At 71.1% G+C, this 25,581-nt stretch carries 21 protein-coding genes; 7 read left to right on the forward strand and 14 right to left on the reverse strand.

Annotation, left to right across the window (positions count from 1 at the left end):
• The first annotated feature begins 20 nt into the window (after nt 1-20).
• The 7 genes from QPJ90_RS09800 to QPJ90_RS09830 all read left to right on the forward strand — a co-directional run bounded on the left by QPJ90_RS09800 (nt 21) and on the right by QPJ90_RS09830 (nt 7,356).
• Complete coding sequence (locus QPJ90_RS09800) at nt 21-1,361, forward strand: enolase C-terminal domain-like protein (protein WP_290131060.1); 1,341 nt, start codon at nt 21-23, stop codon at nt 1,359-1,361.
• A gap of 49 nt (nt 1,362-1,410) precedes the next feature.
• Nucleotides 1,411-2,649: a sugar ABC transporter substrate-binding protein gene (locus tag QPJ90_RS09805; RefSeq protein ID WP_290131061.1), complete on the forward strand. Its 1,239-nt coding sequence runs from the start codon at nt 1,411-1,413 to the stop codon at nt 2,647-2,649.
• Nucleotides 2,650-2,748: 99 nt separating this feature from the next.
• Nucleotides 2,749-3,723, forward strand: a complete 975-nt coding sequence (locus QPJ90_RS09810) for a sugar ABC transporter permease (protein WP_290131062.1) — start codon at nt 2,749-2,751, stop codon at nt 3,721-3,723.
• A complete protein-coding gene (locus tag QPJ90_RS09815; RefSeq protein ID WP_290131063.1) occupies nt 3,716-4,636 on the forward strand; it encodes a carbohydrate ABC transporter permease in 921 nt (306 codons plus the stop codon). Before QPJ90_RS09810 ends, QPJ90_RS09815 begins: the two co-directional genes overlap by 8 nt.
• A gap of 70 nt (nt 4,637-4,706) precedes the next feature.
• The gene (locus tag QPJ90_RS09820) at nt 4,707-6,035 is read left to right on the forward strand and encodes an alpha-L-fucosidase (RefSeq protein WP_290131064.1); all 1,329 of its coding nucleotides are present in this window, start codon (nt 4,707-4,709) and stop codon (nt 6,033-6,035) included.
• Nucleotides 6,035-6,403 carry an L-rhamnose mutarotase gene (locus tag QPJ90_RS09825; protein WP_290131065.1) on the forward strand — a complete coding sequence of 123 codons (369 nt, stop codon included), beginning with the start codon at nt 6,035-6,037 and terminating at the stop codon, nt 6,401-6,403. Before QPJ90_RS09820 ends, QPJ90_RS09825 begins: the two co-directional genes overlap by 1 nt.
• A complete protein-coding gene (locus QPJ90_RS09830; protein WP_290131066.1) occupies nt 6,400-7,356 on the forward strand; it encodes an aldo/keto reductase in 957 nt (318 codons plus the stop codon). The genes QPJ90_RS09825 and QPJ90_RS09830 overlap by 4 nt, the downstream gene beginning before the upstream one ends.
• A 38-nt stretch (nt 7,357-7,394) precedes the next feature.
• Here QPJ90_RS09830 and QPJ90_RS09835 read toward each other — a convergent pair whose 3' ends face one another.
• The 14 genes from QPJ90_RS09835 to QPJ90_RS09900 form a co-directional block, all read right to left on the reverse strand.
• Nucleotides 7,395-8,072: a FadR/GntR family transcriptional regulator gene (locus tag QPJ90_RS09835; RefSeq protein ID WP_290131067.1), complete on the reverse strand. Its 678-nt coding sequence runs from the start codon at nt 8,070-8,072 to the stop codon at nt 7,395-7,397.
• A 73-nt stretch (nt 8,073-8,145) separates the two neighbouring features.
• Nucleotides 8,146-8,892, reverse strand: coding sequence for an SDR family oxidoreductase (locus QPJ90_RS09840; protein ID WP_290131068.1), 747 nt, complete (start codon nt 8,890-8,892; stop codon nt 8,146-8,148).
• A complete protein-coding gene (locus tag QPJ90_RS09845) occupies nt 8,889-9,764 on the reverse strand; it encodes a fumarylacetoacetate hydrolase family protein (RefSeq protein ID WP_290131069.1) in 876 nt (291 codons plus the stop codon). The genes QPJ90_RS09840 and QPJ90_RS09845 overlap by 4 nt, the downstream gene beginning before the upstream one ends.
• Before the next feature lie 48 nt (nt 9,765-9,812).
• On the reverse strand, nt 9,813-10,697 hold the full coding sequence (locus tag QPJ90_RS09850; protein ID WP_290131070.1) for an amidohydrolase family protein: 885 nt from the start codon (nt 10,695-10,697) through the stop codon (nt 9,813-9,815).
• A 32-nt stretch (nt 10,698-10,729) separates the two neighbouring features.
• Nucleotides 10,730-12,052, reverse strand: a complete 1,323-nt coding sequence (locus QPJ90_RS09855; RefSeq protein ID WP_290131071.1) for an alpha-hydroxy acid oxidase — start codon at nt 12,050-12,052, stop codon at nt 10,730-10,732.
• Nucleotides 12,049-13,512 carry a rhamnulokinase family protein gene (locus tag QPJ90_RS09860; protein ID WP_290131072.1) on the reverse strand — a complete coding sequence of 488 codons (1,464 nt, stop codon included), beginning with the start codon at nt 13,510-13,512 and terminating at the stop codon, nt 12,049-12,051. Before QPJ90_RS09860 ends, QPJ90_RS09855 begins: the two co-directional genes overlap by 4 nt.
• 8 nt (nt 13,513-13,520) lie before the next feature.
• Complete coding sequence (locus tag QPJ90_RS09865) at nt 13,521-15,605, reverse strand: bifunctional aldolase/short-chain dehydrogenase (RefSeq protein WP_290131073.1); 2,085 nt, start codon at nt 15,603-15,605, stop codon at nt 13,521-13,523.
• A 34-nt stretch (nt 15,606-15,639) separates the two neighbouring features.
• A complete protein-coding gene (rhaI, locus tag QPJ90_RS09870; protein ID WP_290131074.1) occupies nt 15,640-16,812 on the reverse strand; it encodes an L-rhamnose isomerase in 1,173 nt (390 codons plus the stop codon).
• Between the two features lie 263 nt (nt 16,813-17,075).
• The gene (locus QPJ90_RS09875; RefSeq protein ID WP_290131075.1) at nt 17,076-19,400 is read right to left on the reverse strand and encodes a family 78 glycoside hydrolase catalytic domain; all 2,325 of its coding nucleotides are present in this window, start codon (nt 19,398-19,400) and stop codon (nt 17,076-17,078) included.
• Nucleotides 19,401-19,517: 117 nt separating this feature from the next.
• The gene (locus tag QPJ90_RS09880) at nt 19,518-20,372 is read right to left on the reverse strand and encodes a carbohydrate ABC transporter permease (RefSeq protein ID WP_290134203.1); all 855 of its coding nucleotides are present in this window, start codon (nt 20,370-20,372) and stop codon (nt 19,518-19,520) included.
• Nucleotides 20,373-20,431: 59 nt separating this feature from the next.
• Complete coding sequence (locus tag QPJ90_RS09885) at nt 20,432-21,286, reverse strand: sugar ABC transporter permease (protein WP_290134204.1); 855 nt, start codon at nt 21,284-21,286, stop codon at nt 20,432-20,434.
• Between the two features lie 80 nt (nt 21,287-21,366).
• Entirely contained in the window at nt 21,367-22,692 is a 1,326-nt protein-coding gene (locus QPJ90_RS09890) for an extracellular solute-binding protein (protein WP_290131076.1), read from the reverse strand.
• A gap of 401 nt (nt 22,693-23,093) precedes the next feature.
• Nucleotides 23,094-24,185: a LacI family DNA-binding transcriptional regulator gene (locus tag QPJ90_RS09895; RefSeq protein ID WP_290131077.1), complete on the reverse strand. Its 1,092-nt coding sequence runs from the start codon at nt 24,183-24,185 to the stop codon at nt 23,094-23,096.
• Between the two features lie 234 nt (nt 24,186-24,419).
• A complete protein-coding gene (locus QPJ90_RS09900) occupies nt 24,420-25,430 on the reverse strand; it encodes a LacI family DNA-binding transcriptional regulator (protein ID WP_290131078.1) in 1,011 nt (336 codons plus the stop codon).
• Nucleotides 25,431-25,581 lie beyond the last annotated feature (151 nt).

The following is a 25,581-nucleotide window of genomic DNA, read 5'->3' on the forward strand; positions in this document are numbered from 1 at the left end:
CCGAACGGGCAGGAGACACGATGAGTCGCATCACCGGGTTGCGCGTCCGGGACGTCCGGTTCCCGACCTCGCGGGAGCACGACGGTTCCGACGCGATGAACCCAGCGCCCGACTACTCCGCCGCCTACGTCGAACTCAGCACCGACGAGCCCGACGGACACGTCGGCACCGGCTTCGTCTTCACGATCGGCCGCGGCAACGAGGTGCAGGAGGCCGCGATCGCAGCCCTCCGCGAGCACGTCGTCGGCAGCGACGCCGAGGCGCTCCTCGCGGACATGGGTGCGACGTGGCGAGACCTCGTGCACGATTCGCAGCTCCGCTGGCTCGGCCCGGAGAAGGGCGTCATGCACATGGCCATCGGCGCCGTCGTGAACGCGTTGTGGGACCTCAAGGCCAAGCGCGCGGGGCAGCCACTCTGGGCGCTGCTCGCCGACATGACCCCGGAGGAACTCGTCGCCCTCGTCGACTTCCGCTACCTCACCGACGCCATCACCCCGGACGAGGCGCTCGCACTCCTGCGTCGTGCCGAGCCGCTCCGTGCCGAGCGGAAGGGCCGGCTCGAGCGCGAGGGCTACCCGGCCTACACGACCACGCCGGGCTGGCTCGGCTACGACGACGACAAGCTCGCCCGCCTCTGCCGCGAAGCCGTCGACGAGGGCTTCGAGCAGGTGAAGCTCAAGGTCGGCGCCGACGTCGACGAGGACGTCCGTCGCATGCGGATCGCCCGCGAGGTCGTCGGCCCCGACATCCGCATCGCCATCGACGCGAACCAACGGTGGGACGTCGACGAGGCGGTCGCGTGGATCGAGCGGCTCCGACCGTTCGACGTCGCCTGGGTCGAGGAGCCGACGAGTCCCGACGACGTCCTCGCGCACGCCGCCATCGCCCGCCGGATCGCCCCGATCCCGGTGGCGACCGGCGAGCACATGGCGAACCGGGTCATCGCGAAGCAGCTGATCCAGGCCGGAGCGATGTCGGTCCTCCAGATCGACGCGACGCGGGTCGCCGGCGTCAACGAGAACCTCGCGATCCTGCTCCTCGCGGCGAAGTACGGCGTCCGGGTGTGCCCCCACGCCGGCGGAGTCGGGCTCTGCGAAGCCGTCCAGCACCTGTCGATGTTCGACGCGGTCGCACTGACCGGCGATCTGGACACGCGGTGCATCGAGTTCGTCGACCACCTGCACGAGCACTTCGTCACCCCCGTCGACGTCCACGACGGCCGGTACTGGCCGCCGTCCGCACCGGGCGCGGGCACCGAGATGCTCGCCGGGTCCCTGGACACCTACACCTACCCCGACGGCCCGGTCTGGGCGGCGGAAGCGCCGGCACCGCCGGTCCGCGACGCCGCCCGGGTCGCCTGACCCACACCACACCACCGAACACGATCACCACGACGGAGTGGAGAGACCGATGCAACGACGACGACTCATCGCGGGGGTGGCGGCCGCGGCCGCGGCAGCCCTCGTCCTCACCGGGTGTTCCGCGGGCAGCAGTGCCGGCGGCAGCCAGTCGAAGGACGCCATGACCTGGTCCATGTGGATCGCCGGCAAGGAGGACAAGGCCGCCTGGCAGAAGGTCGCCGACACCGTGAAGTCCGAGGACGGCATCACCCTCACGATCCAGGGTGCGCCGTTCGAGAACTACTTCACGAAGCTCAGTACCCAGCTCAGCGCAGGCAGCGCCCAGTGCGTGGTGAGCATGCAGTCGCTCCGCACCGCGAACTACACCTCGTCGCTCCTGCCGCTCGACGACCTGGCGAAGAAGGACGGGCTCGACCTCTCCGCCTTCGACCAGACGGCACTCGACGGCATGAAGGTCGACGGCAAGCTCTACGGCCTGCCGTACGACACCGGGCCCATCATGATGTTCTACAACAAGGACGTGTTCAAGAAGGCCGGGGTCGCCGAGCCGGAGCCGGGCTGGACGGTCGACGACTTCGAGCAGGCCGGCGCCGCGCTCAAGGCCAAGGGCGTCACCATGTTCGGCTCGACCGTCACCGACCTCAACCTCGAGTCGATGATCTACGGGTACAACGGCGGCCGCGTGATCACGAGCTCCGGGAAGATCGACGCCACCGACAGCAAGTTCGCGGAAGGCCTCGACTGGCTCGCGAGCCTGGTGAAGAAGGGCTACGCGTCGCAGGCGTCGTCCGACGGCTCGCAGTCGAGCAACGACTTCGCCGCCGGCAAGGTCGCGATGTACACCGACGGTCCGTGGTCGCTCATCAGCCAGAAGGCCAAGGTCAAGTTCGACCTCGGCGTGACGACGCTCCCGTCCGGGACGTCGGGTCCGTCGACCTTCGCGGCCGGTTCCGGCTTCGGCGTCTCGAAGCAGTGCAAGTACCCGGACCAGGCGTTCAAGGCGGTGCAGACGATGACGAGCGAGAAGGTCCTCACGGGGCTCGCGGAGGAGGGACGCGCCTTCCCGGGTCGTACCGCCGCGCAGGGCGCCTGGTACTCGAGCGCCGGCATCGACGGAGCAGAACCCGCGCTGAAGGCCGCGCTCGCGAAGTCCTCCCCGCTCCTCGGGAACAAGCAGAGCGACCAGCTCTCGCAGCTCTTCACGCAGTACGCGCTCCAGGCCGTGAACGGTCAGACGTCGGGCAAGGAGACGATGTCGTCCATCGCCGGCCAGCTCGGCACGCAGTGACCAGCGTTCCCGCCTGACGGACGGGAGGCGCGGGTCGACCCCGCCCCGCGCCTCCCGTCCGTCCCCCCCCACCCGTTCCGATGACGAGGAGGTCGTCGCATGACCACCATCCAGGACCCACCGGCCGAGGCGGCCGTGCCGGCCGTCGCGGCCGCGGTCGCGACCGGCACGGCGACCCCGCGCCGGAAGGGCGACGCCGCCGGCGCCGTCGGCCGACGCTCGTGGTGGGGCGCCGCGTTCGCCGCACCGCACTCGATCGGACTCGTCGTGTTCACGGCGTTCCCGATCGTCGCCTCGCTCGTCGTGAGCTTCATGAACTGGCCGATGCTCGGCGAGCGCAGCTGGACCGGCATCGAGAACTACGCCCGGCTGTTCGCCGACCCGGTGTTCCGCACCGTGACGCTCAACACCGCGCTCTTCGTGGTGCTGTACGTCCCGCTGAACCTCGTCGTGTCCCTCGGGCTCGCGGCCTGGCTGACGCCGCGGATCGCCGGGCGCCACGTGTTCCGCGTGCTGTTCTTCATCCCGACGATCACGCCGATCGTCGCGAACGTCGTCGTCTGGCGGATGCTCTACCAACCGGGTGGGGCGATCGACGCCTCCCTGCAGTCCACGGTCGGCGTGCACGCGCCGAACTTCCTCGCTGACGAGCACTGGGCGATGCTCGCGATCGTCGCGATGAGCGTCTGGCAGGGCTTCGGCTACAACATGCTGATCTTCTCGGCCGCGCTCGACGCCGTGCCGGAGAACCAGATCGAGGCGTCGCAGCTCGACGGCGCGAACGCGTGGCAGACGTTCTGGGCGATCAAGTTCCCGCTCATCTCGCCGTCCGTGTTCTTCGCCACGATGATGACGCTCATCACCTCGTTCCAGGTGTTCGTCCAGCCCTTCGTCCTCACCAAGGGCGGACCCGGGACGGCCACCGAGACCCTCGTGCAGTACATCTACAACACGGGCTTCCAGAACCAGCAGCTCGGCCTGGCGTCCGCCGGGGCCTGGGTGCTGTTCGTCATCATCCTCGGGATCACGGCCGTCCAGTTCCTCGGACAGAAGCGGTGGGTGCACTATGAGTGAACTGACCCGGGCCCGCACACGCGGGTTCACCACGTCGAACCGGACCGTCAACCCGCGGTCGGTGCCCAGGACGGCATCCGCACCCCGACCCGGTCGGGTCCGCCACGCGATCGGCTACGCGCTGCTCTGTCTCGTCGCCCTGCTGTTCGTGTCGCCGCTCGTGTACATGGTGGCGACGAGCCTCAAGCCGGCCGACCAGGTCTTCACCACCCCGCCGACGCTCTGGGGCCGCTCGCTCGAGTGGGACAACTACGTCCAGGCGTTCACCTACCTGCCGTTCGCCCGGTTCATCCTCAACGGCGTGTTCGTGGCGGCTGCCGGCACGGCGATCAACGTCGCCGTCGCCGTGCTGTCCGGGTACGCGTTCTCCCGGCTCCGCTGGCGGGGACGCAACACCGTCTTCATGCTCTTCCTCGTCACGCTGATGATCCCGCAGGACGTGCTCGTCATCCCGATGTACGTGATGATGCAGGGCTTCGGCTGGGTCGACACGTTCCAGGCGCTCATCATCCCGTGGGCGTTCACCGCGCTCGGCGCGTTCCTCATCCGCCAGTTCTTCCTGACGGTGCCGCAGGAACTCGACGACGCCGCCCGTGTCGACGGTGCCGGTGCGATCCGGACGTTCTTCTCCGTGATGCTGCCGCTCGCACGACCCACCATGGCCGTGCTCGCGGTGTTCTCGTTCATCTCCTACTGGAACTCGTTCCTCTGGCCGCTCGTCGTCGTCAACGACGTCGAGGCGCACGGCACCATCCCGCTCGGCCTGCAGCAGTTCTTCGGACAGCAGGGGTCCGAGTGGAACCTCGTGATGGCCGCCTCGGTGATCTCGATGCTGCCCACCGTGATCCTGCTGATCCTGCTGCAGAAGCACCTGGTCAAGGGGATCGTGACCTCCGGTCTCGGCGGCCGGTAGCCGACCCGACCAGGCGCGCCGCGCCTCCCGTTCGTCCCTCGTTCGTCTCCTTGGAAGGAAACTGGCCCACATGACCATCACCGCACCCGCTGCACCGCAGACCGAGACCGACGCGAGCGGTCTGCCCGCCTGGTTCACGCACGACCGGTTCGGCATGTTCATCCACTGGGGGCTCTACGCGCTCCCCGCTCGGCACGAGTGGGTGAAGAACCACGAGCGCATCACCGACGAGGACTACCAGAAGTACTTCGACCACTTCGACCCGGACCTGTTCGACCCGGCCGACTGGGCGCGCCGGGCACGCGAGGCCGGCATGAAGTACGCCGTCCTCACCACCAAGCACCACGAGGGGTTCGCGCTCTGGGACTCGCAGCTCACGGATTACAAGGCGACGAACACCCGCTTCGGCCGGGACATCGTCCGCGAGTTCGTCGACGCGTTCCGGGCCGAGGGCATCCGGATCGGGTTCTACCACTCGCTCATCGACTGGCACCACCCGGACTTCACCATCGACGGCGTGCACCCGCGCCGGGACGACAGCCCGGAGGAGATCGCCCGACTCCAGGAAGGGCGCGACATGGCCCGGTACCGGGAGTACCTGCACGGGCAGGTCGAGGAGCTCCTGACCGGGTACGGGCGGATCGACTACCTGTTCTACGACTTCTCGTACCGGGACAACGACCACGAGGACCGCTGGGGCGGCAAGGGGCGTGACGACTGGGGTTCCGAAGAGCTCATGGCCCTGACGAAGCGGCTGCAGCCGGGCATCATCGTCAACGACCGCCTCGACATCCCGGGCGACATCGTCACGCCCGAGCAGTACCAGCCGGACAAGCCGATGGAGGTCGACGGTGTCCCCGTGCCGTGGGAGGCGTGCCAGACGTTCAACGGCTCGTGGGGCTACGACCGCGACAACCAGAACGTGAAGAGCGTCGACCTGCTCGTCCGCATGCTCGTCGACGGCGTCTCGAACAACGGGAACATGCTGCTCAACGTCGGGCCGACCGGCCGCGGCGAGTTCGACCCGGTCGCACGGAAGTCCCTCGCCGGCATCGGCGAGTGGATGCACCAGCACGCCCGTTCGGTGTACGGCGCGGGGCCGTCGTCCTTCCGGGCACCGGCGGGCACGGTCTACACGCAGCGCGGCGACCGGCTCTACCTGCACCTCTTCACCTGGCCGTTCGAGCACGTGCACCTGCCCGACCTCGCGGGCAAGGTCGCCTACGCGCAGCTGCTCAACGACGCGTCCGAGGTGCACCACCGGGAGATCCCGCCGGGCACCCGCGCGCAGAACACCGGCCTCGGCGGACAGCCCGCCGGGACGCTGACGCTCGTGCTCCCCATCGTCCGCCCCGACGTCGCGGTGCCCGTCGTCGAGCTGTTCCTGAAGGAGGACTAGTGCAGCGGATCCTCTCGCGCACGCGGTTGCGGGCGGGGAACGAGGCGGCGTACGACAGCGTCCACGCCACGGTCCCGCCCGCGCTGGCCGCCCGGCTCCGCGAGGCCGGAGTGCACGACTGGACGATCTGGCGCGACGGCCTCGACCTCGTGCACCTCATCGAGGTCGAGGACTACCGGACGATGCGCCGGTCGCTCGCGGACGACCCGGTGAACGCCGAGTGGCAGGCCGTCGTCAACCCGCTGCTCGAAGCCGCCGACGACTACTCCGGCAGCGACGACGGGGTCCCGCGGGTGTGGTCCCTCGCCGCGCAGGTGGACGGGGTCGCTTCCGTGACTGCCGAGGTCGGGCCGGAGGCGGACCGGTGAGCGCGGTCGAGCTCGACCGGGGGCCGTTCTGGTTCGGGGGAGCCGGCATCGGGAACCTGCTGCGAGAGGTCTCCGACGAGGACGCCCGCGCCGCCGTCGAGGCCGCGTGGGACGTCGGCGTCCGCGGGTTCGACACCGCTCCGCACTACGGGCTCGGGCTGTCCGAACGACGGCTGGGGACGGCGCTCGCCGGACGACTGCGGTCCGATTACCTGGTGTCCACGAAGGTCGGCCGGCTCCTGGTGCCCGGCCGGGGCGACGGGGACGACCTGGCCTCCGGAGGGTTCGCGGTGGCCGACGACACGGTGCGGCAGTGGGACCCGTCGCCGTCCGGCGTGCGGCGGTCACTCGACGAGTCACTCGGCCGGCTCGGCCTCGACCACGTCGACGTCGCGTACCTGCACGACCCGGACGTGTACTCGCTCACCGACGGGCTGACCCAGGCGCTGCCGACGCTCGCCGACCTCCGGGCGGAGGGCGTCGTGCGGGCGGTCGGTGTGGGGTCAAACTCGGTCGACGCCCTGGCGGCCGCTGTCGAGACCCGGTTGTGCGACGTGGTCATGCTCGCCGGGCGGTACACGCTGCTCGAGCAACCCGCCGCCGCACTGGTCGACCGGTGCGGCGAGCTCGGTGTCGACGTGGTCGCGGTCGGGGTCTACAACTCCGGTCTGCTGAGCTCGCCCCGACCGGCACCGGGTGCCACGTACGACTACGCCACGGCCCCGGAGCACCTCGTCGAGCGCGCGGACGCCATCGCGGGCGTCTGCGAACGACACGGGGTCACGCTGCCCGAGGCCGCGTTGGCGTTCCCCCGCCGGGCCGCCGCCGTCCGGGCGATCGCACTCGGTGCGCAGTCGGCGTCGCAGGTGCGGCAGAACGCCGAGCGTGCGTCGACGTCGGTGCCCGACGCGCTGTGGGACGACCTCCGCGCGGCGGGGCTGCTCAGCGCCTGAGCCGCGCCACGCTCCTCGCGCCGCGCTCCTCGCGCCGGTCAGTCCAGCGACCGGCGGAGCCAGCGCTCCACGCCCTCGACGTGGGCCACGACGAGCGACTGCACGAGCTGCGGGTCGCGCCGGCGGATCGCGTCGACGATCGCGGCGTGCTCGTCGAGGGTGCGCTGCACGGAGCCGTTCTGGGTGAGGCCACGCCACACCCGCACCCGGACGGTCTTGCTCGACAGGGCGTCGAGCAGCCCGGAGAGGTACTGGTTCCCCCCGATCGTGGCGATCGTGGAGTGGAACAGGAGGTCGTGCGCGACGAGGTCCTCGACGCCGGTGCTGTCGTCGACCGCCACCATGAGCGTCGCGAGCTCGTCGATCTGCTGCTCGGACGCCCGGGCGGTGGCGAGCACCGCGGACGCCGGTTCCAGGATGCGCCGGACCTCGAGCAGGTCGACGAGGGACCGGTCGTGGTGCATGTCGACGACGAACGAGACCGCTTCGAGCAGGACGGTCGGTTCGAGCGAGGTGACGTAGGTCCCGTCGCCGCGGCGGACGTCCAGCACCCGGATGAGCTCGAGGGCCTTCACCGCCTCGCGGAGGCTGTTCCGCGAGAGGCCCAGGGATTCGCTGAGCTCCTTCTCGGGAGGGAGGCGCTGGCCCGGTTGGAGCTCGCCGCTCACGATCATCTGCTGGATGCGTGCGATCGCATCGTCGGTCAGCGACGCCACGTCACCACCTCCTGCTCAGCGCGGTCGCGCACGCGACCGGACAGCACGACGATAGCCGCGCCTCCCGGGTTCCTCACGCCGGCCGCAGCCGCAACGCCTGCATCCCGCCGTCGACGGCCAGGTCGACCCCGGTCGTCGACCGGGCTGCCGGACTCGTCAGGTAGCAGACGGCCTCAGCGACCTCCGCCGCGGCGACCAGACGACCGTGCGGCTGTCGGGCCTCGAGGGCAGCCCGCTCGGCGGCGGGGTCCGGTGCCGACGACAGCAACCGTCCGACCCACGGGGTGTCGGCCGTCCCGGGGTTCACGGCGTTGACGCGGACGCCCTCGCGCAGGTGGTCGGCGGCCATCGCGCGGGTGAGGGCGGCGACGGCGCCCTTCGTCGCCGAGTAGAGCGCACGCTGCGGCAGGCCGGCCGTCGCGGCGATCGAGCAGGTGTTGACGATGCTCGCGTTGCCGGACGCCCGGAGGTGGGGGAGTGCAGCCCGCGACACCCGTACCGCGCCGAGGACGTTCACCTCGTACACGCGTCGCCACTCGTCGTCGGGGTTGTCCTCGACGGTGCCCTGCGCGCCGATGCCGGCGTTGTTCACGACGACCTCGAGCCCGCCGAGCCGTTCGACCGCGGCGCCGACCGCTGCCCGCACGCTCTCGTCCGAGGACACGTCGCACACGAACGACAGGTCGGCGTCGTCGGGCCGGAGGTCGAGCACCGCGACGGTCGCACCGCGCTCGCGCAGGGCCTCGGCGATCGCGGCGCCGATGCCCGACGCTCCGCCGGTCACGATCGCCCGGACGCCGTCGTGGCTGCCGCCGGTCATGCCGCACCGACCGTCTGGCGCTGGCTGCCGAGTCCGTCCGCGCTCAGCTCGACGACGTCTCCCGCCCTGAGGTACGGCGCACCGCTGCCGAGGGCGACTCCGGCCGGGGTGCCGGTGTTGATGACGTCGCCGGGGTGGAGCACCATGAACTGCGAGAGGTACCGAACGACCTCGGTCGGGCGGAAGATCATGTCGGCGGTCGTGCCGTCCTGGCGGACCTCGCCGTTGACGGACAGGCGGAGCCCGAGCCGCTCGGGGTCGAGTCCGGCGTCGGCGAACCCGTTCGGGGTGACGAGCCACGGCCCCAGCGGGTTGAACGTCTCGCACGACTTGCCCTTGTCCCACTGCCCGCCGCGCTCGAGCTGGAACTCCCGCTCGGAGACGTCGTGGGCGATCGTGTAGCCCGCGATGCAGGCGGCGGCCTCGTCCTCGGAGGCGCAGTAGCGGGCGGTCCGGCCGATCACGATCGCGAGCTCGACCTCCCAGTCCGTCTTCGTGCTGCCGCGGGGGATGAGGACCTCGTCGTCGGGGCCGATCACCGTCGACGGGTCCTTCATGAACACGATGGGTTCGGTGGGGATGTCGGCGCCCGTCTCGGCCGCGTGGTCGCGGTAGTTCAGCCCGATGCAGACGACCTTGCCCGGGCGGGCGACGGGTGCGCCACGGCGGAGGGCAGCGGCCTCGTCGGCAGGGATCGTCGGGAGGTCGCCGGCGGCCCGTGCGTGCGCGACGAGCTCGTCCGGGCCGGGTTCTGCCGCGAGGAACGCCCCGGTGATGTCCGATGTGAGGGGCCGGAGGTCGACGACGCTGCCGTCGGGGTCGATGACGACCGGGATCTCGGAGCCGGCCGGGCCAAGTCGTGCGAACTGCATCGTTCCTCGCTCTCGTCGAACGGCGCGGCACTGCGCCCGACAGACATCCTATGTCTCGATGCCGCGAGGCGCCAGGTACGTGCGGACCGCCGTGCCCCGGAACACCGCGTCGCGGTCGGCGTCGGACAGGTCGGCGAGGGCGTCCTGAGTCGTGCCGAGCACCTCGGCGTAGTCGGTGGCGAGCGTCGACACCGGCCAGTCCGAGCCGAACGCCGACCGGTCGGGCCCGAAGACCTCGACCACCTCACGTGCGTACCGGGCGACCGGACGCTCCCGCCAGTCGGGCCCGGCCTCGGTGAGGAGGCCGGAGACCTTGCACACGACGTTCGGTCGCTCGGCGAGGTCCGCCATCCGCTGCCGCCACCCGTTGTCCCCCGCGGCGATGTCCGGCTTGCCGGCGTGGTCGAGCACGAAGCGCCCCTCCGGGACGGCGTCGACCAGGGCGAGCGCGGCGGGGTGCTCCCGAGCTCGCACCAGCAGGTCGTACGTCAGCCCGGCGGCCGCCACCGCACGGACGCCGCGCACGACGTCCGGACGGGCCAGCCAGTCCGGGTCGGGCTCGTCCTGCGCCTGGTGCCGGATGCCGACCAACGCGGGGGCCGTCGGCACCAGCGGGCGCGTCGCCGAGCCCGCCGCCTCGCGTGCTGATCCGTCTCCCAGCAGCAACGCGAGCCGGTCGGCCACGTCGGGCGCCGTCAGGTCGACCCAGCCAACGACCCCGACGACCGGTGCGGGCTGGGCGAGGAGGAACGCGGTCTCGTCCTCGTCGTGGACGGCCTGCACCACGATGGTCGCGGTGACGTCCGTGTCGGCCCTCGCCGCGCGGAGGTCGTCCACGTCGAAGCGGCGGTCGATGGCGGCGACCGAGTCGTCCATCCAGGGGTAGGGGCGGTCGGCGGGGTCCCACAGGTGGTGGTGAGCGTCGATGATCACGACACCATCATGGGCCAGATGTCCGATGTCTGTCAGCGCGGGATCGGCACCAACCGTTGGAGTTGGGTGACGTGTGCGGGTTCGAGTTCGTCGAGGGTGGTGACGCCGAGGAGGCGCATGGTGCGTTCGATCTGGTCGGTGAGGATCTGGATCATGCGGTCGACTCCGGCTTCGCCGCCGGCCATCAACCCGTAGAGGTAGGCGCGGCCGACCATGGTGAAGCGGGCGCCGAGGGCGATGGCGGCGATGATGTCGGCGCCGGACATGATGCCGGTGTCGAGGTGCACTTCGGTGTCCTTCCCGACCTCCTTGACGACCTGGGGCAGGAGGTGGAAGGGGACGGGGGCGCGGTCGAGCTGGCGGCCGCCGTGGTTCGACAGGGTGATGCCGTCGACACCCATGTCGGCCAGGCGACGAGCGTCGGCGAGGGACTGCACGCCCTTGACGACGACCTTGCCCGGCCACTGCGACCGGATCCAGGCGAGGTCCTCGTAGGTGACGGTCGGGTCGAACATGTGGTCCAGCAGCTCACCGACGGTCCCCGACCACCGATCCAACGACGCGAACGCCAACGGCTCGGTGGTGAGGAAGTCGAACCACCACCAGGGCCGGGGGATCGCGTTGACGACGGTCTTCACGCCGAGCTGCGGCGGGATCGAGAACCCGTTGCGCTTGTCGCGCAGTCGGGCGCCGGCGACGGGGACGTCGACGGTGACCAGCAGCGTGTCGAACCCGGCGCGGGCGGCCCGGTCGACCAGGGCCATCGACTTGTCGCGGTCCTTCCACATGTAGAGCTGGAACCAGTTCCGCCCGTGCGGGTTGGCGGCCTTGACGTCTTCGATGGCGGTGGTGCCCATCGTCGACAACGAGAACGGGATGCCGGCGCGTCCGGCCGCGCGGGCGCCGGCGCGTTCGCCCTCGGTCTGCATCATCCGGGTGAACCCGGTGGGTGCGATCCCGAACGGGAGTGCGACGTCGGCGCCGAGCACGGAGCGTGCGGTCGAGACGTGGGACACGTCGCGCAGGATGGCGGGGGTGAACTCGATGTCCTCGAACGCCTGCCGGGCTCGGGCGAGGGAGATCTCGGCTTCGGCGGCGCCCTCGGTGTAGTCGAACGCCGCACGAGGGGTGCGTCGGGCGGCGATGGCGCGGAGGTCCCAGATCGTCAACGCCTGCTCGAGCCGCTGCCGCCGACCCGGCAGCGAGGGCTTCCTGAACTGCAGCAACGGCGCCAGGTCCCGCACCTTCGGGATCCGCCGTTCGACGCGGGCCCGTGCCGAGGACGCCGGACCGGAGGACGCCGCGGGTGCACCCGTGGCGGGGTCGACGCGGTGCTGGTCGTCGGTGGCGGTCATGCGTGGCTCCTGACGGTGGTGCGGTGGGGTCGGGCGTCCGAGCCCGGTGCGGGGGAGTAGCGGGTCGGTTTGACGGTGCGGGCGACGACGTCGCGGAGTGCCTCCAACGATGCACCCCCGAGCCCCGCGAGGCCGAGACTGCGCGCCTGGACGAGCACGTTGCCGAGCGCGGTCGCCTCGACGGGGCCGGCGAGGACGGGCAGTCCGGTCCGGTCGGCGGTGAGCTGGCAGAGGAGACGGTTCTGCGACCCGCCGCCGACGACGTGCACGGCGCGGACGTCCTTGCCGGTGACCTCGACGATGGTCCGCAGCGTCGACGCGTACGCAGCCGCAAGGGACTCGAGGATGGACCGCACGAACTCGGCCCGGGTGGCCGGAGCCGAGAGTCCGTGCAGCGAGCACCAATCGGCGATGCGGGCGGGCATGTCGCCCGGCGCGGTGAACGACTCGTCCGCGACGTCGAAGACGGGGACCGGTGCGGTGACCTCCGCGGCGGAGGCGAGCAGTGCCTCCAGGTCGACGGCGGAGCCGTCCTGCTCCCACGTGCGGACGCTCTCGGAGAGCAGCCACAGGCCGGAGACGTTCTTGAGGAAGCGCACGCGGCCGTCCACGCCGCCCTCGTTCGTGCAGTTCGCCGCGCGTGCCGCGTCCGTCAGGACGGGGGTCTCGAGCTCGACCCCGACGAGCGACCACGTGCCGGAGGAGATGTACGCGAAGTCCGCCTCCGTCGCGGGGACCGCGACGACCGCCGACGCCGTGTCGTGCGACCCGACGAGCGTGACGGGCACGCCGCCACCGAGGGACGGCAGGAGCGTGCCGAGACGGTCACCCGGGTCGCGGAGTGCAGGCAGCAGGTCGGCCGGGAGGCCCGTGGCGGCGACCAGGGTCTGGTCCCATCCCCGGGTGGTCGCGTCGAGCAACCCCGTGGTCGACGCGTTCGTGCGCTCGGCGGCCTCGACACCGGTCAGCCAGTAGCCGAGGAGGTCGGGGACGAGGAGGGCCCGGTCCGCCAGGACGGCGTCGGGGTCGGCGGCGAGCTGGAAGACGGTGTTGAACGGCAGGTGCTGGAGACCGTTGCGGCGGTACAGCTCGTCGGCGGTCACGCAGGCGTGGACGGTGTCGACGCCGTGCTCGTGCCGGGCGTCCCGGTAGTGGGCGGGCAGGCCGAGCAGGCGTCCCTCGCGGAGGAGCCCGTAGTCCACTGCCCACGAGTCGATGCCGATGCTCGCGAGGTCGGTGTGCTCGGCGCGGGCCCGGCGGAGTCCGGCCACGACCTCCCGGTACAGCTCGACGACGTCCCAGTGCAGGGTGTCGCGGCCGTGCTCGTGCAGGGCGACCGGGCCGTTCGGGAAGCGGGCGACGTGGTCCGTCCGCACGCCGTCCCGGTCCACGTGGCCGATGATGACCCGCCCGCTCGTCGCGCCGAGGTCGACCGCGGCGACGCTGCCGCTGTTCGTCACGGCGTGCCCTACCGCAGGAACGCCGCGGCCACGCCGGCGTCGACGGGGACGTGCAGCCCGGTGGTGTGCGAGAAGTCGGACGTGCAGATGGCGTACACGGCGTTGGCGACGTTCTCGGGGACGACCTCGCGCTTCAGGATGGTGCGCTGGGCGTAGAACTTCCCGAGGTCCTGCTCGTCGATGCCGTACGTCTTGGCCCGGTTCGCTCCCCACCCCGAGGCGAAGATGCCCGATCCGCGGACGACGCCGTCGGGGTTGATGCCGTTGACGCGGATGCCGTGCTCGCCGAGCTCGGCCGCGAGCAGCCGGACCTGGTGTGCCTGGTCGGCCTTGGTGGCGGAGTAGGCGATGTTGTTCGGGCCGGCGAAGACGGAGTTCTTGCTCGAGATGTAGACGATGTCGCCGCCGAGGCCCTGCTCGATGAGGACCTTCGCCGCGGCCTTCGACACGAGGAACGACCCCTTGGCCATGACGTCGTGCTGCAGGTCCCAGTCCTGCTCGGTGGTCTCGAGCAGGCTCTTCGACAGGGAGAGTCCGGCGTTGTTGACGACGAGGTCGAGGCCGCCGAAGTGCAGCAGCGTCTCCTGGATCGCCTGGTCGACGGCGTCAGCGCTCGTGACGTTCGCGACCACGCCGACGGCCTGGTCCGGGCCGCCGATCTCGGCTGCTGCTTCCTGCGCCTTGCCGAGGTCGAGGTCGGCGATGACGACGGCGGCACCCTCGGCAGCGAGGCGCTTCGCGATCGCCTTGCCGATGCCGGACGCGGCTCCGGTCACGAGTGCGATGCGCGTCGCGAGCGGCTTCGGCGCGGGCATCCGCTGGAGCTTGGCTTCCTCGAGCGCCCAGTACTCGATGCGGAACTTCTCGGCCTCGTCGATGGGGGCGTAGGTGCTCAGGGCCTCGGCGCCGCGCATGACGTTGATCGCGTTGACGTAGAACTCGCCCGCGACCCGTGCGGTCTGCGCGTCCTTGCCGTAGGAGAACATGCCGACGCCCGGCACGAGCACGATGAGCGGGTCGGCGCCGCGGATGGCCGGGCTCTCCGGGGTGGCGTGGCGGTCGTAGTACGCCTGGTAGTCCTGGCGGTACTGCTCGTGCAGTTCGTGCAGGCGGGCGGTCTGCTCCTCGATGCTCGCCGTGGCGGGCAGGTCGAGGAGGAGCGGCTTGACCTTCGTTCGGAGGAAGTGGTCCGGGCAGCTCGTGCCGAGGGCCGCCAGCTGGGGTGCCTTCTCGCTCGCGAGGAAGTCGAGGACGACGTCGGTGTCGGTGAAGCTGCCGACGACCGGCTTGTCGTGCCCGGCGATGCCGCGGATCGTCGGTGCGAGGGCAGCCGCCAGTGCACGCCGCTCGGGCTCGGGCAGCGCCTCGTACCCGGGTCGGAGGGTGCCGAACGGCTGGTCCTGCCCGTGCTCGCGGATGTACTGCTCGGCGGTGTCGATGATCCACCGCGAGTTCGCTTCGGTCTCCTCCGACGACGAACCCCAGGCGGTGATGCCGTGGCCGCCGAGGACCGTGCCGATCGCCTCGGGGTGCTGGTCCTTGATCGCGGCGATGTCGAGGCCGAGCTGGAAGCCCGGACGGCGCCACGGCACCCACACGACCTTGTCGCCGAAGATCCGCTCGGTGAGCTCCGGGCCGTCGGCGGCGGTCGCGATCGCGATGCCGGCGTCCGGGTGCAGGTGGTCGACGTGTGTGGCGTCGACGAGGGCGTGCATCGCGGTGTCGATCGACGGTGCGGCACCGCCCTTGCCGAACAGGGTGTGGTCGAACGCGGCGACCATCTCGTCCTCACGCTCGACGCCCGGGTAGACGTTCTGCAACGCTCGGACCCGGTCGACCCGGAGGACGGCCAGCCCTGACGGCGTCAGCGTGCCGAGGTCGCCCCCGGAGCCCTTCACCCACAGCAGCTCCACCGGTTCGCCCGTCACCGGGTCGGTCGCGGTGCCCTTCGCGGACGTGTTGCCGCCCGCGTAGTTCGTGATCCGCGGGTCCGAGCCGAGCGCGTTCGAGCGCGCGATCAGGGAGGCGACCACCTGGTCGCCGGTCGTCTGTGTTGCGGGGTCCACCCGTGCCTCCAGGCTGGTGTCGGTCATGATCAGTCGCGTTCCTTCGTCGTCCTGGCGCCGCTCAGGCGCCCCAGCCGGCCTGGACGCCGCCGACCCGGTCCTCGGCGATCCGCTGCTGGTAGCCGGAGTCGAGGTAGGCGCGCATGGGGTCCGCGGGGAGCCCCCGCGACTCGCGCCAGGCGGCGAGGTCGGCGCGGACGTCGGTCTGGAACGCGTCCATGAAGACCTCGTTCGCGCCGAGGACGTCGTGGGCTTCCTGCGCGGCGGTGAGCGCGACGCGGTCGAGGAGCAGCGCGCGGGCGGTCATCTCCTGCACGTTGAGCACCGAGCGGATCTGCCCGGGGATCTTGTCCTCGACGTTGTGGCACTGGTCGAGCATGAACGCGACGTCCGGGTTGTCGTACCCGCCGCCGCGGACGACCTCGACGAGGATGCGGAACAGCTGGAACGGGTCAGCCGCGCCGACGATGAGGTCGTCGTCGGCGTAGAAGCGCGAGTTGAAGTCGAAGCTGCCGAGCTTCCCGAGCCGGAGCAGCTGCATCACGATGAACTCGATGTTCGTCCCGGGCGCGTGGTGCCCGGTGTCGAGGCACACCATCGCCTTGTCGCCGAGCGCCGCGGTCTGCACGTAGCTCGTGCCCCAGTCCGGGACGTCCGTGTGGTAGAACGCCGGCTCGAAGAACTTGTACTCGAGCACGAGCCGCTGGTCGTCGCCGAGCCGGTCGTAGATCGTCGACAGGGACTCGTGCAGGCGGTCCTGGCGTTCGCGCATGTCGGCCTGGCCCGGGTAGTTCGACCCCTCGGCCAGCCAGATCTTCAGGTCGCGACTGCCGGTGGCGTCCATCCCGTCGATGCACCGGAAGTGGTGGTCGATCGCCTTCTGCCGGACGCTCGCGTCGGTGTGGGTCAGCGCGCCGAACTTGTAGTCGTCGTCCTGGAACGTGTTCGAGTTGATCGTGCCGAGGCGGACCCCGTGCTCCTCGGCGTGCCGCTTCAGGTCGGCGAAGTCGTCCACGAGGTCCCACGGGATGTGCAGCGCGACGGTCGGCGCGAGCCCCGTGTACCGGTGCACCTGCGCGGCGTCGGCGATCTTCTCGTACGGGTCGCGCGGGGTGCCCGGCGTCGAGAACACCTTGAAGCGGGTGCCGGAGTTGCCGAACGCCCAGCTCGGGAGCTCGATCTGCTGCCGGGCGAGCTGGTCGCCGATGCCGGCGAAGGTCGGGGTGGATGTCATCGTGCACTTCCTCGTGACTGATTGAATCGTTTCATACCGTACGCGCTGCGGGTGCGGTGTGCAACCGGGCGGCAGTGGTCGGGCTGGCCGGGCTGGCCGGGCTGGTCGGGCTGGTCGGGCTGGTCGGGCTGGCCGGGCTGGCCGGGCTGGCCGGGCTGGCCGGGCTGGCCGAACCAGGTTCCGGACACAGCACTGCGGAACAGCACGGTGCCGTGTCCGGAACCTGGTTCCGCCGGTGGGGAGCCGACGGGCTGGCTCGGCGGTCAGCCTGCGGGCACCGCCGCCGCCGCGGGCGCCCGGAACTCGTGCTCGCCGCCGCCGACGCCCTGCTCCTCCAGCCCCGGCAGGCGCACCACCGCCGAGACCCCTTCGGGCACGGTCACCTGCACCGCGAGCTCGCCGTCGACGAGCTCCCACCGCACCGCGATCCGTCCGTGGACGCTCTCGAGCGAGGTCGACGCCCACGTCAGGCCGCCGCCCGGCTGCGGAGCGACCAGCACCTCGGCGTAGCCCGGCGCCAGCGCCGACAGACCCCCGACCACCCGGTGCATCCAGTCCGCCACCGCACCGAGGGCGTAGTGGTTGAACGAGGTCATCTGCCCCGGGTTGATGGTGCCGTCCGGCAGCATCGAGTCCCACCGCTCCCACACCGTGGTCGCGCCCATCGTGACCGGGTAGAGCCACGACGGGCACTCGGTCTGCAGCAGCAGTCGGTAGGCGTCCTCGACGTGGCCGGTCCGCGTGAGCGCGTCGGTGATGAAGGGCGTGCCCGCGAACCCGGTCGAGATCCGGTACCCGGCGGCGGCCGCGAGCTCGGCGAGCCGGTCGCCCGCCGCGGCCTCGTCCGCCTCGGTCAGCAGCCCGAAGACGATCGCGAGCGCGTAGACGGTGGTGCAGTCGCTGCGGATCCTCCCGTCCGCCACGTAGTGCTCCCGGAACGCGGCCTGGAGGCCCGTGGCGAGTTCCCGGAACTCGGCCGACTCCGCCTCGTGGCCGAGCAGCATCGCCACCTCGGCCCCGATGCTCGCCGAACGGAACGCGCACGCGGTCGCAACGACGCCGGGGTCGGCCTTCGCCGCGGCGGCGTCCTCCGGCGGGGCGTCCGGGTCGAGCCAGTCGCCGAACTGGAACACCGTGTCCCAGAGCCCCTCGGGGGAGAGCAGGCTGCGGACTCGGCGGAGGTGCGCGGCGATCGAGTCGAACTGCTCCGCGAGCACCGCGGTGTCACCGTAGGCCTGGTACAGCGTCCACGGCACCCAGACCCCCGCGTCCGACCAGAGTGCGGTGGCGTTCGGCTTCCCGAAGTCCTCGGCGGGGGAGTACTTCAGCACGTCCGGCACGACGAACGGGATCACCCCGTCCGCGTGCTGCTGCTCGAGCCACACGTCCCGCAGCCAGTCGCCGAGGAACGCGCTCGTGTCGAACAGGTACGAGGCCGTCGGCGCGAACGCTGCGATGTCGCCCGTCCAGCCGAGCCGCTCGTCGCGCTGCGGGCAGTCGGTCGGGACGCTCAGGAAGTTGCCCTGCATGCCCCGCACGACGTTCTCGTGGAACGTGTTCAGCAGGTCGTGGCTCGACGCGAAGGTGCCGGTGCGGGGGAGGTCGGAACCGACCTGCACCGCGGTGAGCGCCGTGCGGAGCTCGTCGAGCGTGCCCGGCCATTCGTCGACCTGCGCGTACCGGAACCCGTGGAACGTGAACCGGGGCTCGAAGCGGTCCGGGGCGTCCGGGCCGCTGCCGCTCAGGGTGAAGTGGTCGGTCGCCAGGGCGGTCCGGAGCGGGCGGGTGCCGAGCTCGTCGTGCTCGAGGACCTCGGCGTGCCGGAGGGTCAGGACCGTCCCGGCGGCGCCGCTCGCGACCACGCGGACCCAGCCGACGAGGTTCACGCCGAAGTCGACCAGGGTGGCTCCCGACGGGCTCGTCCAGACCGCGACGGGTGCGATCTCGGCGAGGGGCCGGACGGGCGGCACGGTGTCGGCGACGAGCTCGCGGTCGCCGAGGTCCACCGTGTGGACGGTGCTCGTCCGGCCCTCGTGTCCCTCGACGCTCGGGACCGTCACGTCGCCCGGCGTGAGGAAGGACCCGTCGCGCAGGCGGGCGTCGATGTCCTGGCCGTCGTAGAGCTGGTCGGCGGTGATCGCGCTCGACAGGGCCTGCCAGTCGGTGTCCGTCGTGATCCGCTGCTCGTGGCCGTCCGTGAACGTGATGCGGAGCTCGGCGGACCCGGCGACCTCGTCGGCGTACCAGCCCCCACCCCCGCCCCAGGCGAGACGGCCGGCTGCCCAGCCCTTCCCGAGCACGAGTGCGAGCACCGCCGCGTCGCCGGACCCGGCCTCGGCGAGGTGTCCGGTGACGTCGTGGGACACGACCCGGACGCGCCACTCGTAGCTCGTCCACCCCGGCTCGAGGACGTGGTCGGAGACCCGCTGGCCACCGATCCACGCCTCGACGACGCCGAGGGCGCTGACGTCGAGGGTCGCGCCGATGACGGCGCCGTGGCCGTCGTCGAGGGTGAACTCCCGGCGCAGGATCGGTGCGCTCCCGAGGTCGGCGTCGCTCGCGATGAACGGTGCGGTCCAGGTGGTCATGAGATGAGTCCTTTCACGCGACCGGTCGTCGTCGACCGGTGCGGGGTCGTGGGAGCTGGTGCCCGCCGCGGTGGGCGGCGTGGCGGAGGCGGGTCGTGCCTCCAGGCCGGGTGGGCGTCAGCCCTTGACGGCGCCGCTGGTCATGCCGGCGACGATCTGACGGTTGAAGAAGACGTAGAGGATCAGCGGGGGGATCGTGATGAGCAGGACGTCGGTGAAGAGCAGGTTGAGCTGGCTGACGGACTGGCTCTGGAACGAGTAGAGCGTCTGCTGCACCGTGGCGTTCTCGGAACCGGGCAGGAAGTACAGCGGGTTCGTGAAGTCGTTGAACACCGTGACCGACTGCACCAGCACCACCGTGATGATCACGGGCTTGAGCAGGGGCAGGACCACCCCGAAGAACAGGCGGATCGGTCCGGCGCCGTCGAGGACCGCGGCCTCGTCGAGCTCCTTCGGGATGGTGGCGACGAACGCCCGGAACAGCAGGATGCAGAACGACAGTCCGAAGGTGGCCTCGATGAGGATCATGCCGCCCATCGTCTTGAAGAGGTTGAGGCCCTGGAGCACCCAGATCGTCGGCACGATCGCGGGCGGGACGATGAGGCCGGCGAGCACGAAGAAGTTGATCACGCCGTTCCACCGGCTCGGGCGGCGTTGGAGCGTGTACCCGACCATGGCAGAGAAGACGACCATGATGAGCACGCTGCCGACGGTCAGGACGGCGCTGTTGAGGAACGCCCGGAGGATGCCGCCGTCGCCGGTCCCGAGCACGGCCGCCAGGTTCTGCCAGAGCTGGAACTGTGTCGGGAGCGTGAAGCCGAGCTGGTTGGCCTCCGCCGGGGACTTCATCGCCTGGAGGAGGATGAAGGCGAACGGCACGAGGAAGACGACGAAGCTGACGACGATCGCGATGCTGCCGACGGTCCACCGTCGGACGGTGTCGCGCCTCGGGCCGCGTCGGGGCCCCGGCACGGTGGCCCGTCCCCGTCCGGTGCGTCCCGCGGTGGCCGCGCGGTCGAGTGCTGGTGCGGTCACAGTTCCGCCTCCTTGCGGTTGATGAGCCACGAGATGGGCACCATGATCGCGGTGACGACGACGAAGAGCACGACGTTGCCGGCGGTCGAGAGCCCGTAGAAGCCCGCCTGGTACTGCTTGTAGATCACGCTCGCGATGACGTCGCTCGTGAACCCGGGGCCACCGCCGGTCATCGCCCAGATCAGGTCGAACGACCGCAGCCCGCCGATGAGCGACAGGATGATGACCGTCCCCATCGCCGGGCGCGAGAGCGGCAGCGTGATGTTGCGGAAGATCGTCCAGGAGCTCGCCCCGTCGACGCGGGCGGCCTCGAAGTACTCCTGCGGGATCGCGACGATCCCGGCGATGAAGATCAGGGTCGCGATGCCGACGCCCTTCCAGATGTCCACCGCGGCGACGCTCCAGAGGGCGAGCGCCGGGTCGGTCAGCCAGCCGGGGGTCGGCAGGCCGAGCGACCCGAGGGCGCCGTTGATGATCCCGTGGAAGGGGTCCATCAGCGCCTTGAACGTGATGCCGATGCCGATGGTCGACACGAGCACCGGGAAGAACACCACCGCCCGCAGGTAGCCCCGCCCGAGCACGGGGCTCGTGAGGAGCAGGGCGAGGGCGAGTCCGAGGACCACCTTCGCCGCGCTCGTCACGAACCCGTACTCGAACGTGTGCACGAACCCGGAGACGAGCTGCGGGTCCTGGAAGAACCGGACGAAGTTGTCGAAGCCGATGAAGGTCTGGTCGAACAGCGTCCAGCGGGTGAGCGAGAAGTAGAACCCCGCGAAGGTCGGGACCGCGAAGAACACCACGTACAGGGCGATCGCCGGGATGAAGAACCACGCCGGGTAGAACGAGCGCATCCGCTTCCGTGCGGGGCCCGGTCCGGCCTTCGTCGTCTGCGGCGGGGCCACCGCCGTCGTGAGCGTCGCGGTCACCGACCTCACCAGCCCTTGATGCCGAGCTGCTGGGCCTGCTGCACGACGTCCTGGTCGTACTGCTTCGCACCCACGGCGGCGGAGGAGATGCCGGAGCCGACCTGCACGCAGATCTTCTCGAGGTTCGGGCCCTTGATCGGGGAGAGGAACTCGAGTGCCGGCGATGCCTTGCCGTCGTCGAGGTACTTCTGCAGGTCACCGATCATCGGCGGGACACTGTCCGGCAGCGTGCACGTGGAGATCACGTAGGGGCCGCCCGGGGTCCCGGTGTCGTTCTGCACCCCGCAGCCCTCGGACGAGTTCGCGAACGCGATGAACTTCTTCGCGGCGGCGAGCTTGTCACCCGTGCTCGTCTTCGGGATGTACAGGCCGTTCGGCTCCCAGATGGTCAGGCGGGTGTCCGCGGCGTCCTGGGCCGGCAGGGCGAAGGCACCGATGTCGTCCACCGCGTCCGGGTTGTCCTGCTGGATCGTCGCGATGGCGTTCGTCAGCATCGGGTACTGCGCCCCGGTGCCCTCGGCGAGCATCTTCAGCCCGTTCGCCTGCGTCGCCGAGGCGTAGTCCTCGTTGTAGAGACCCTTCTCCTGCGCGTCGGCGAGGTGCTGGAACCCGGCGAGCGCGGGCTGCTTCGCGTACGACTCCTTGTTGGCCGTGTACCGGGAAGCCCAGTTCGACTGCTGCGCGCTGATGTTCGCGAAGTCGCCGAGGACGAAGAGCTGGCTCGTCCAGGTGTCGCCGTAGGTCTGGATGATCGGAGCGACGTCGCCGGCGTCCTTGATCTTCTCGCTGTTGCTGATGAACTCGTCCCAGGTGGTCGGGACGCTCAGGCCGAGCTTCTCGTAGACCTTCTTGTTGTACATCACGCCACCGCCGAAGCTCGTGCCGAACGGTGCGCCGTACATGCCCTCGTCGGTGCTGACGACCTTCGTGAACTGCGGGTCGACGTCCTTCGCCCAGGACTGGTCGGACAGGTCCACGAGCGTGTTGTCCGGGTTGAGGGCCTGCATGAGCGAGCCGGAGTTGTAGTTGAACACGTCGGCCATCTCGCCCGTGGAGAGCTGCGTCTTCACGAGGTTGTCGCCGTCGGTGCCCTGTGGGCGGGTGTCGAACTTCACCGTGATGTCCGGGTTGGCCTTCTCGAACGCGGCGATGAGCGGCTTGGCGGTGGCTGCGGTGGCGGGCGAGTTGTCCGCCTGGTACGTGATCTGCACCTTGCCGCCGGTGTCGGCCGACCCGCCGGACGAACAGGCCGCGAGGCCGCCGACCAGTGCCGCAGCGCCGCCGATGGCGATCAACCTGGTGGCCAGTCGGCGCGTGGAGCGTGCTGACATTCCTTACCTCCTCGTAAGGCCCGGGGCTGGGGAACCCGGGTGGAGCGGTTCCGGAGACCGCGTCGGTGCGGGTCCGGGTACTGCGGGTTGAAGCGTTTCAATCGGAATGGAATCACGAGGATTGAAGCGTGTCAATCGCCGCGTCGAATTCGTTACGGAGTCGTGCGGCGGCCCGTGCGGTCGCGGCGGCGCGTCCTGCGTAGGCGAGGCTCGGGGCGGCGCGCACGAGACTCGGTCCGTGCAGGCGAGACTCGGGGTGACCGACCGAACTCGGGCTCCAACGCACGAGAGTCGTCGCACTGCACGAGACTCGGACTGGGGCGCGCGAGACTCGGTGCCACGTGCACGAGACTCGGAGCCGCGCGCACGAGCTCCGCCCGCCGCGCCCGCGCCAGCTCCCGTCAGGCCTCGGTCCGCCGCGGGTCGCTCGGCCGCGTCGCCGCCTGCACCCCGGCAGCGCGCGCCCGTCCGAGCGTGCTCTCCCGCGCCACGAGCTCGCTCCCGAGGGCCACCGTCCGGTGCACGTGCGACGGGCCCTCCGCGAGTTCGGCGAGCAGGAGGGCGATCGCCTCGGCCCCCATTTCCTCGCCGTGCTGCGTGACCGAGGTCAGGGGCACGGCGCCGCCCCACGCGATCGAGTTGTGGTCGCAGCCGGACACCGGGATGTCCTCGGGCACGCGGATCCCCGCCGCTCGGAGCTCGGTGACCACCGCCATCGCGAGCAGGTCGGTCACGCCGAGCACCCCGTCCGGACGGTCCGCGGGCGCCATCGCCGCGATCCGGACTCCGGCGTCGGTGCCCCCGGGTGGGTCGATGTCCCCGGCGTCGACATCGACGAGTTCCACGCCGGGGTGCTCGGCGATCGCGCGGAGGAGCCCCGCTCGTCGTCGGGCGACGGGCTGCAGGTCCGGACGAGCACTGACGAACCCGATGCGTCGGCACCCCTGCTCGATGAGGTGCGTCGTCGCGACGTAGCCGGCCTGCTCGTTGTCGACGATCACCGAGCACGCGTCGACGTCGGTGGGCTCGTAGTTGACGTAGACGACCGGGAGGCCGTGCTTCCGGACGGTCTCGACCTGCTCGCGGGAGGTCGTCATCGAGGCGAGCAGGATGCCCGACACCCGCGTGCTCTCCATGAAGGCGAGGTGCTCGGCCTGCGCCCCGAGGTCGTTGTCGCTGTTCGTGACGAGGAGCGTGTTGCCCTCGGCCCGCGCCGCGGTCTGTGCGCCGCTCACCATGTCGGTGAACAGCGAGTTCCGGAGCGAGGTCACCACCAGTCCGATCGACCGGGTCCGTCCCGACACGAGTGCGCGCGCGTTCCGGTTCGGCGTGTAGCCGAGGGCGGCGATGGCGTCACGGACCCTCGCGGCGGTCCCCTCCGCGACGCGCTCCGGGTGGTTGAGGACGTTCGACACCGTCGCGAGCGAGACCCCGGCGCGGGCCGCGACGTGGTGCACGCTCGGGGGCGCGTCGCGCCTCGGGATGTGCACCATGGTCTGATCGTAGGCGGCGGGCGGCACCACCCGCGGCCGGGAGGCCCGTGGCGGCCCCGCACCGCGCCTTCCGTCGGGTGGTGGGCGGCACCACGCGACCGGCCGGGAGGCCCGTGGCGGCCCCGCACCGCGCCACCCGTCGGGTGGTGGGCGGCACCACGCGACCGGCCGGGAGGCCCGTGGCGGCCCCGCACCGCGCCTCCCGTCCAGTGGCGGGCGGCACCGCGGATCGACTCAGCCCTCGGCGACCGTGGACTGCCGGACCACGAGTTCCGGGGTGAACTCCACGTGCTCGAGGTCGATGCCCTGCCCGTGCTCGACCTGGGCGACCAGCAGCTCGATCGCCCGCCGGCCGAGGTCCTGTGCGGGCTGCCGGACCGAGGTCAGCGGGACGACCGCGGCCTCGGCGAAGGCGATGTCGTCGTAGCCGACGATGGCGATCGCCTCCGGGACGGCGACCGATCCACGCATGATGAACGCCTGCTCGAGCCCGACGGCGAGCAGGTCGTTCGCGGCGAACACGGCGTCCGGCCGCTCGCTCGGCGGACGGGCCTGGAGCTCCTCGCCGGCACGGCGCCCTTCGAGGACCGAGAGCGAGCGCGTCGGGACGACCTCGAGTGAGACGCCGGCGGCCTCGGCCGCGGCGGTCGCCCCTGCGAGCCGGTCGGCCACCTGCCGGATGCTCGTGGGGCCACCGACGAACGCGATCCGTCGGCGGCCGATCGCGGCGAGGTGCTCGACGGCGATGCGGCCGCCGGCGACGTCGTCGACCGACACGGACGCGAAGTGCTCGTCGTCGGCGCGGCGGTCGACGAGGACCACCGCCGTGCCCTGGTCCCGGAGTCGCTCGAGCCGTGAGAGGTCGTTGCCGGCGGGGGAGACGAGCAGGCCGGCGACCCGGCGTTCCTCGAAGAGGTCGACGTAGGTGTGCTCGCGCTCGGCGGACTCGTCCGAGTTCCCGATGAGGACCGCGAGTCCCTGTGCCATGGCGGCGTCCTCGGCGCCGCGTGCGACGTCGGTGAAGAACGGGTTGCCCCCGTCGAGCACGATGAGGCCGACGGTGGAGCTGCGACCGGCCCGGAGCTGGCGGGCCGAGTCGTTGCGCACGAAGCCGAGGGAGGCGATCGCGGACTGCACGCGCTCGACCGTCGCAGGGGCGACCTTGTCCGGCCGGTTGAGGACGTTCGAGACGGTGCCGAGGGACACACCGGCGAGCGCTGCCACGTCCCGCACGCTGACCGCCATGGGGCCATCCTGGCATCCGCCCGGTGGTTCCGGGCGCGCGGGACGCTGTGTCTGCGAGGATCGCTGCCGCGGTGCAGCCCCGACGATGCTCGTCGTCGTGGTGCTTGCCGAACGCCGCGGTACCGCGTATCGTCCTCGCAGCACCACCGTT

The sequence above is a fragment of the Curtobacterium sp. 458 genome, from assembly GCF_030406605.1.
GTDB lineage: Bacteria > Actinomycetota > Actinomycetes > Actinomycetales > Microbacteriaceae > Curtobacterium.

Bases quoted from the DNA above. Each gene is read 5' to 3' on its own strand.
- QPJ90_RS09800 (WP_290131060.1), top strand. From the start codon at position 21: ATGAGTCGCATCACCGGGTTGCGCGTCCGGGACGTCCGGTTCCCGACC.
- QPJ90_RS09805 (WP_290131061.1), top strand. From the start codon at position 1,411: ATGCAACGACGACGACTCATCGCGGGGGTGGCGGCCGCGGCCGCGGCA.
- QPJ90_RS09810 (WP_290131062.1), top strand. From the start codon at position 2,749: ATGACCACCATCCAGGACCCACCGGCCGAGGCGGCCGTGCCGGCCGTC.
- QPJ90_RS09815 (WP_290131063.1), top strand. From the start codon at position 3,716: ATGAGTGAACTGACCCGGGCCCGCACACGCGGGTTCACCACGTCGAAC.
- QPJ90_RS09820 (WP_290131064.1), top strand. From the start codon at position 4,707: ATGACCATCACCGCACCCGCTGCACCGCAGACCGAGACCGACGCGAGC.
- QPJ90_RS09840 (WP_290131068.1), bottom strand. From the start codon at position 8,892: ATGACCGGCGGCAGCCACGACGGCGTCCGGGCGATCGTGACCGGCGGA.
- QPJ90_RS09845 (WP_290131069.1), bottom strand. From the start codon at position 9,764: ATGCAGTTCGCACGACTTGGCCCGGCCGGCTCCGAGATCCCGGTCGTC.
- QPJ90_RS09855 (WP_290131071.1), bottom strand. From the start codon at position 12,052: ATGACCGCCACCGACGACCAGCACCGCGTCGACCCCGCCACGGGTGCA.
- QPJ90_RS09865 (WP_290131073.1), bottom strand. From the start codon at position 15,605: ATGACCGACACCAGCCTGGAGGCACGGGTGGACCCCGCAACACAGACG.
- rhaI (WP_290131074.1), bottom strand. From the start codon at position 16,812: ATGACATCCACCCCGACCTTCGCCGGCATCGGCGACCAGCTCGCCCGG.
- QPJ90_RS09875 (WP_290131075.1), bottom strand. From the start codon at position 19,400: ATGACCACCTGGACCGCACCGTTCATCGCGAGCGACGCCGACCTCGGG.
- QPJ90_RS09885 (WP_290134204.1), bottom strand. From the start codon at position 21,286: ATGCGCTCGTTCTACCCGGCGTGGTTCTTCATCCCGGCGATCGCCCTG.
- QPJ90_RS09890 (WP_290131076.1), bottom strand. From the start codon at position 22,692: ATGTCAGCACGCTCCACGCGCCGACTGGCCACCAGGTTGATCGCCATC.
- QPJ90_RS09895 (WP_290131077.1), bottom strand. From the start codon at position 24,185: ATGGTGCACATCCCGAGGCGCGACGCGCCCCCGAGCGTGCACCACGTC.
- QPJ90_RS09900 (WP_290131078.1), bottom strand. From the start codon at position 25,430: ATGGCGGTCAGCGTGCGGGACGTGGCAGCGCTCGCCGGTGTGTCCCTC.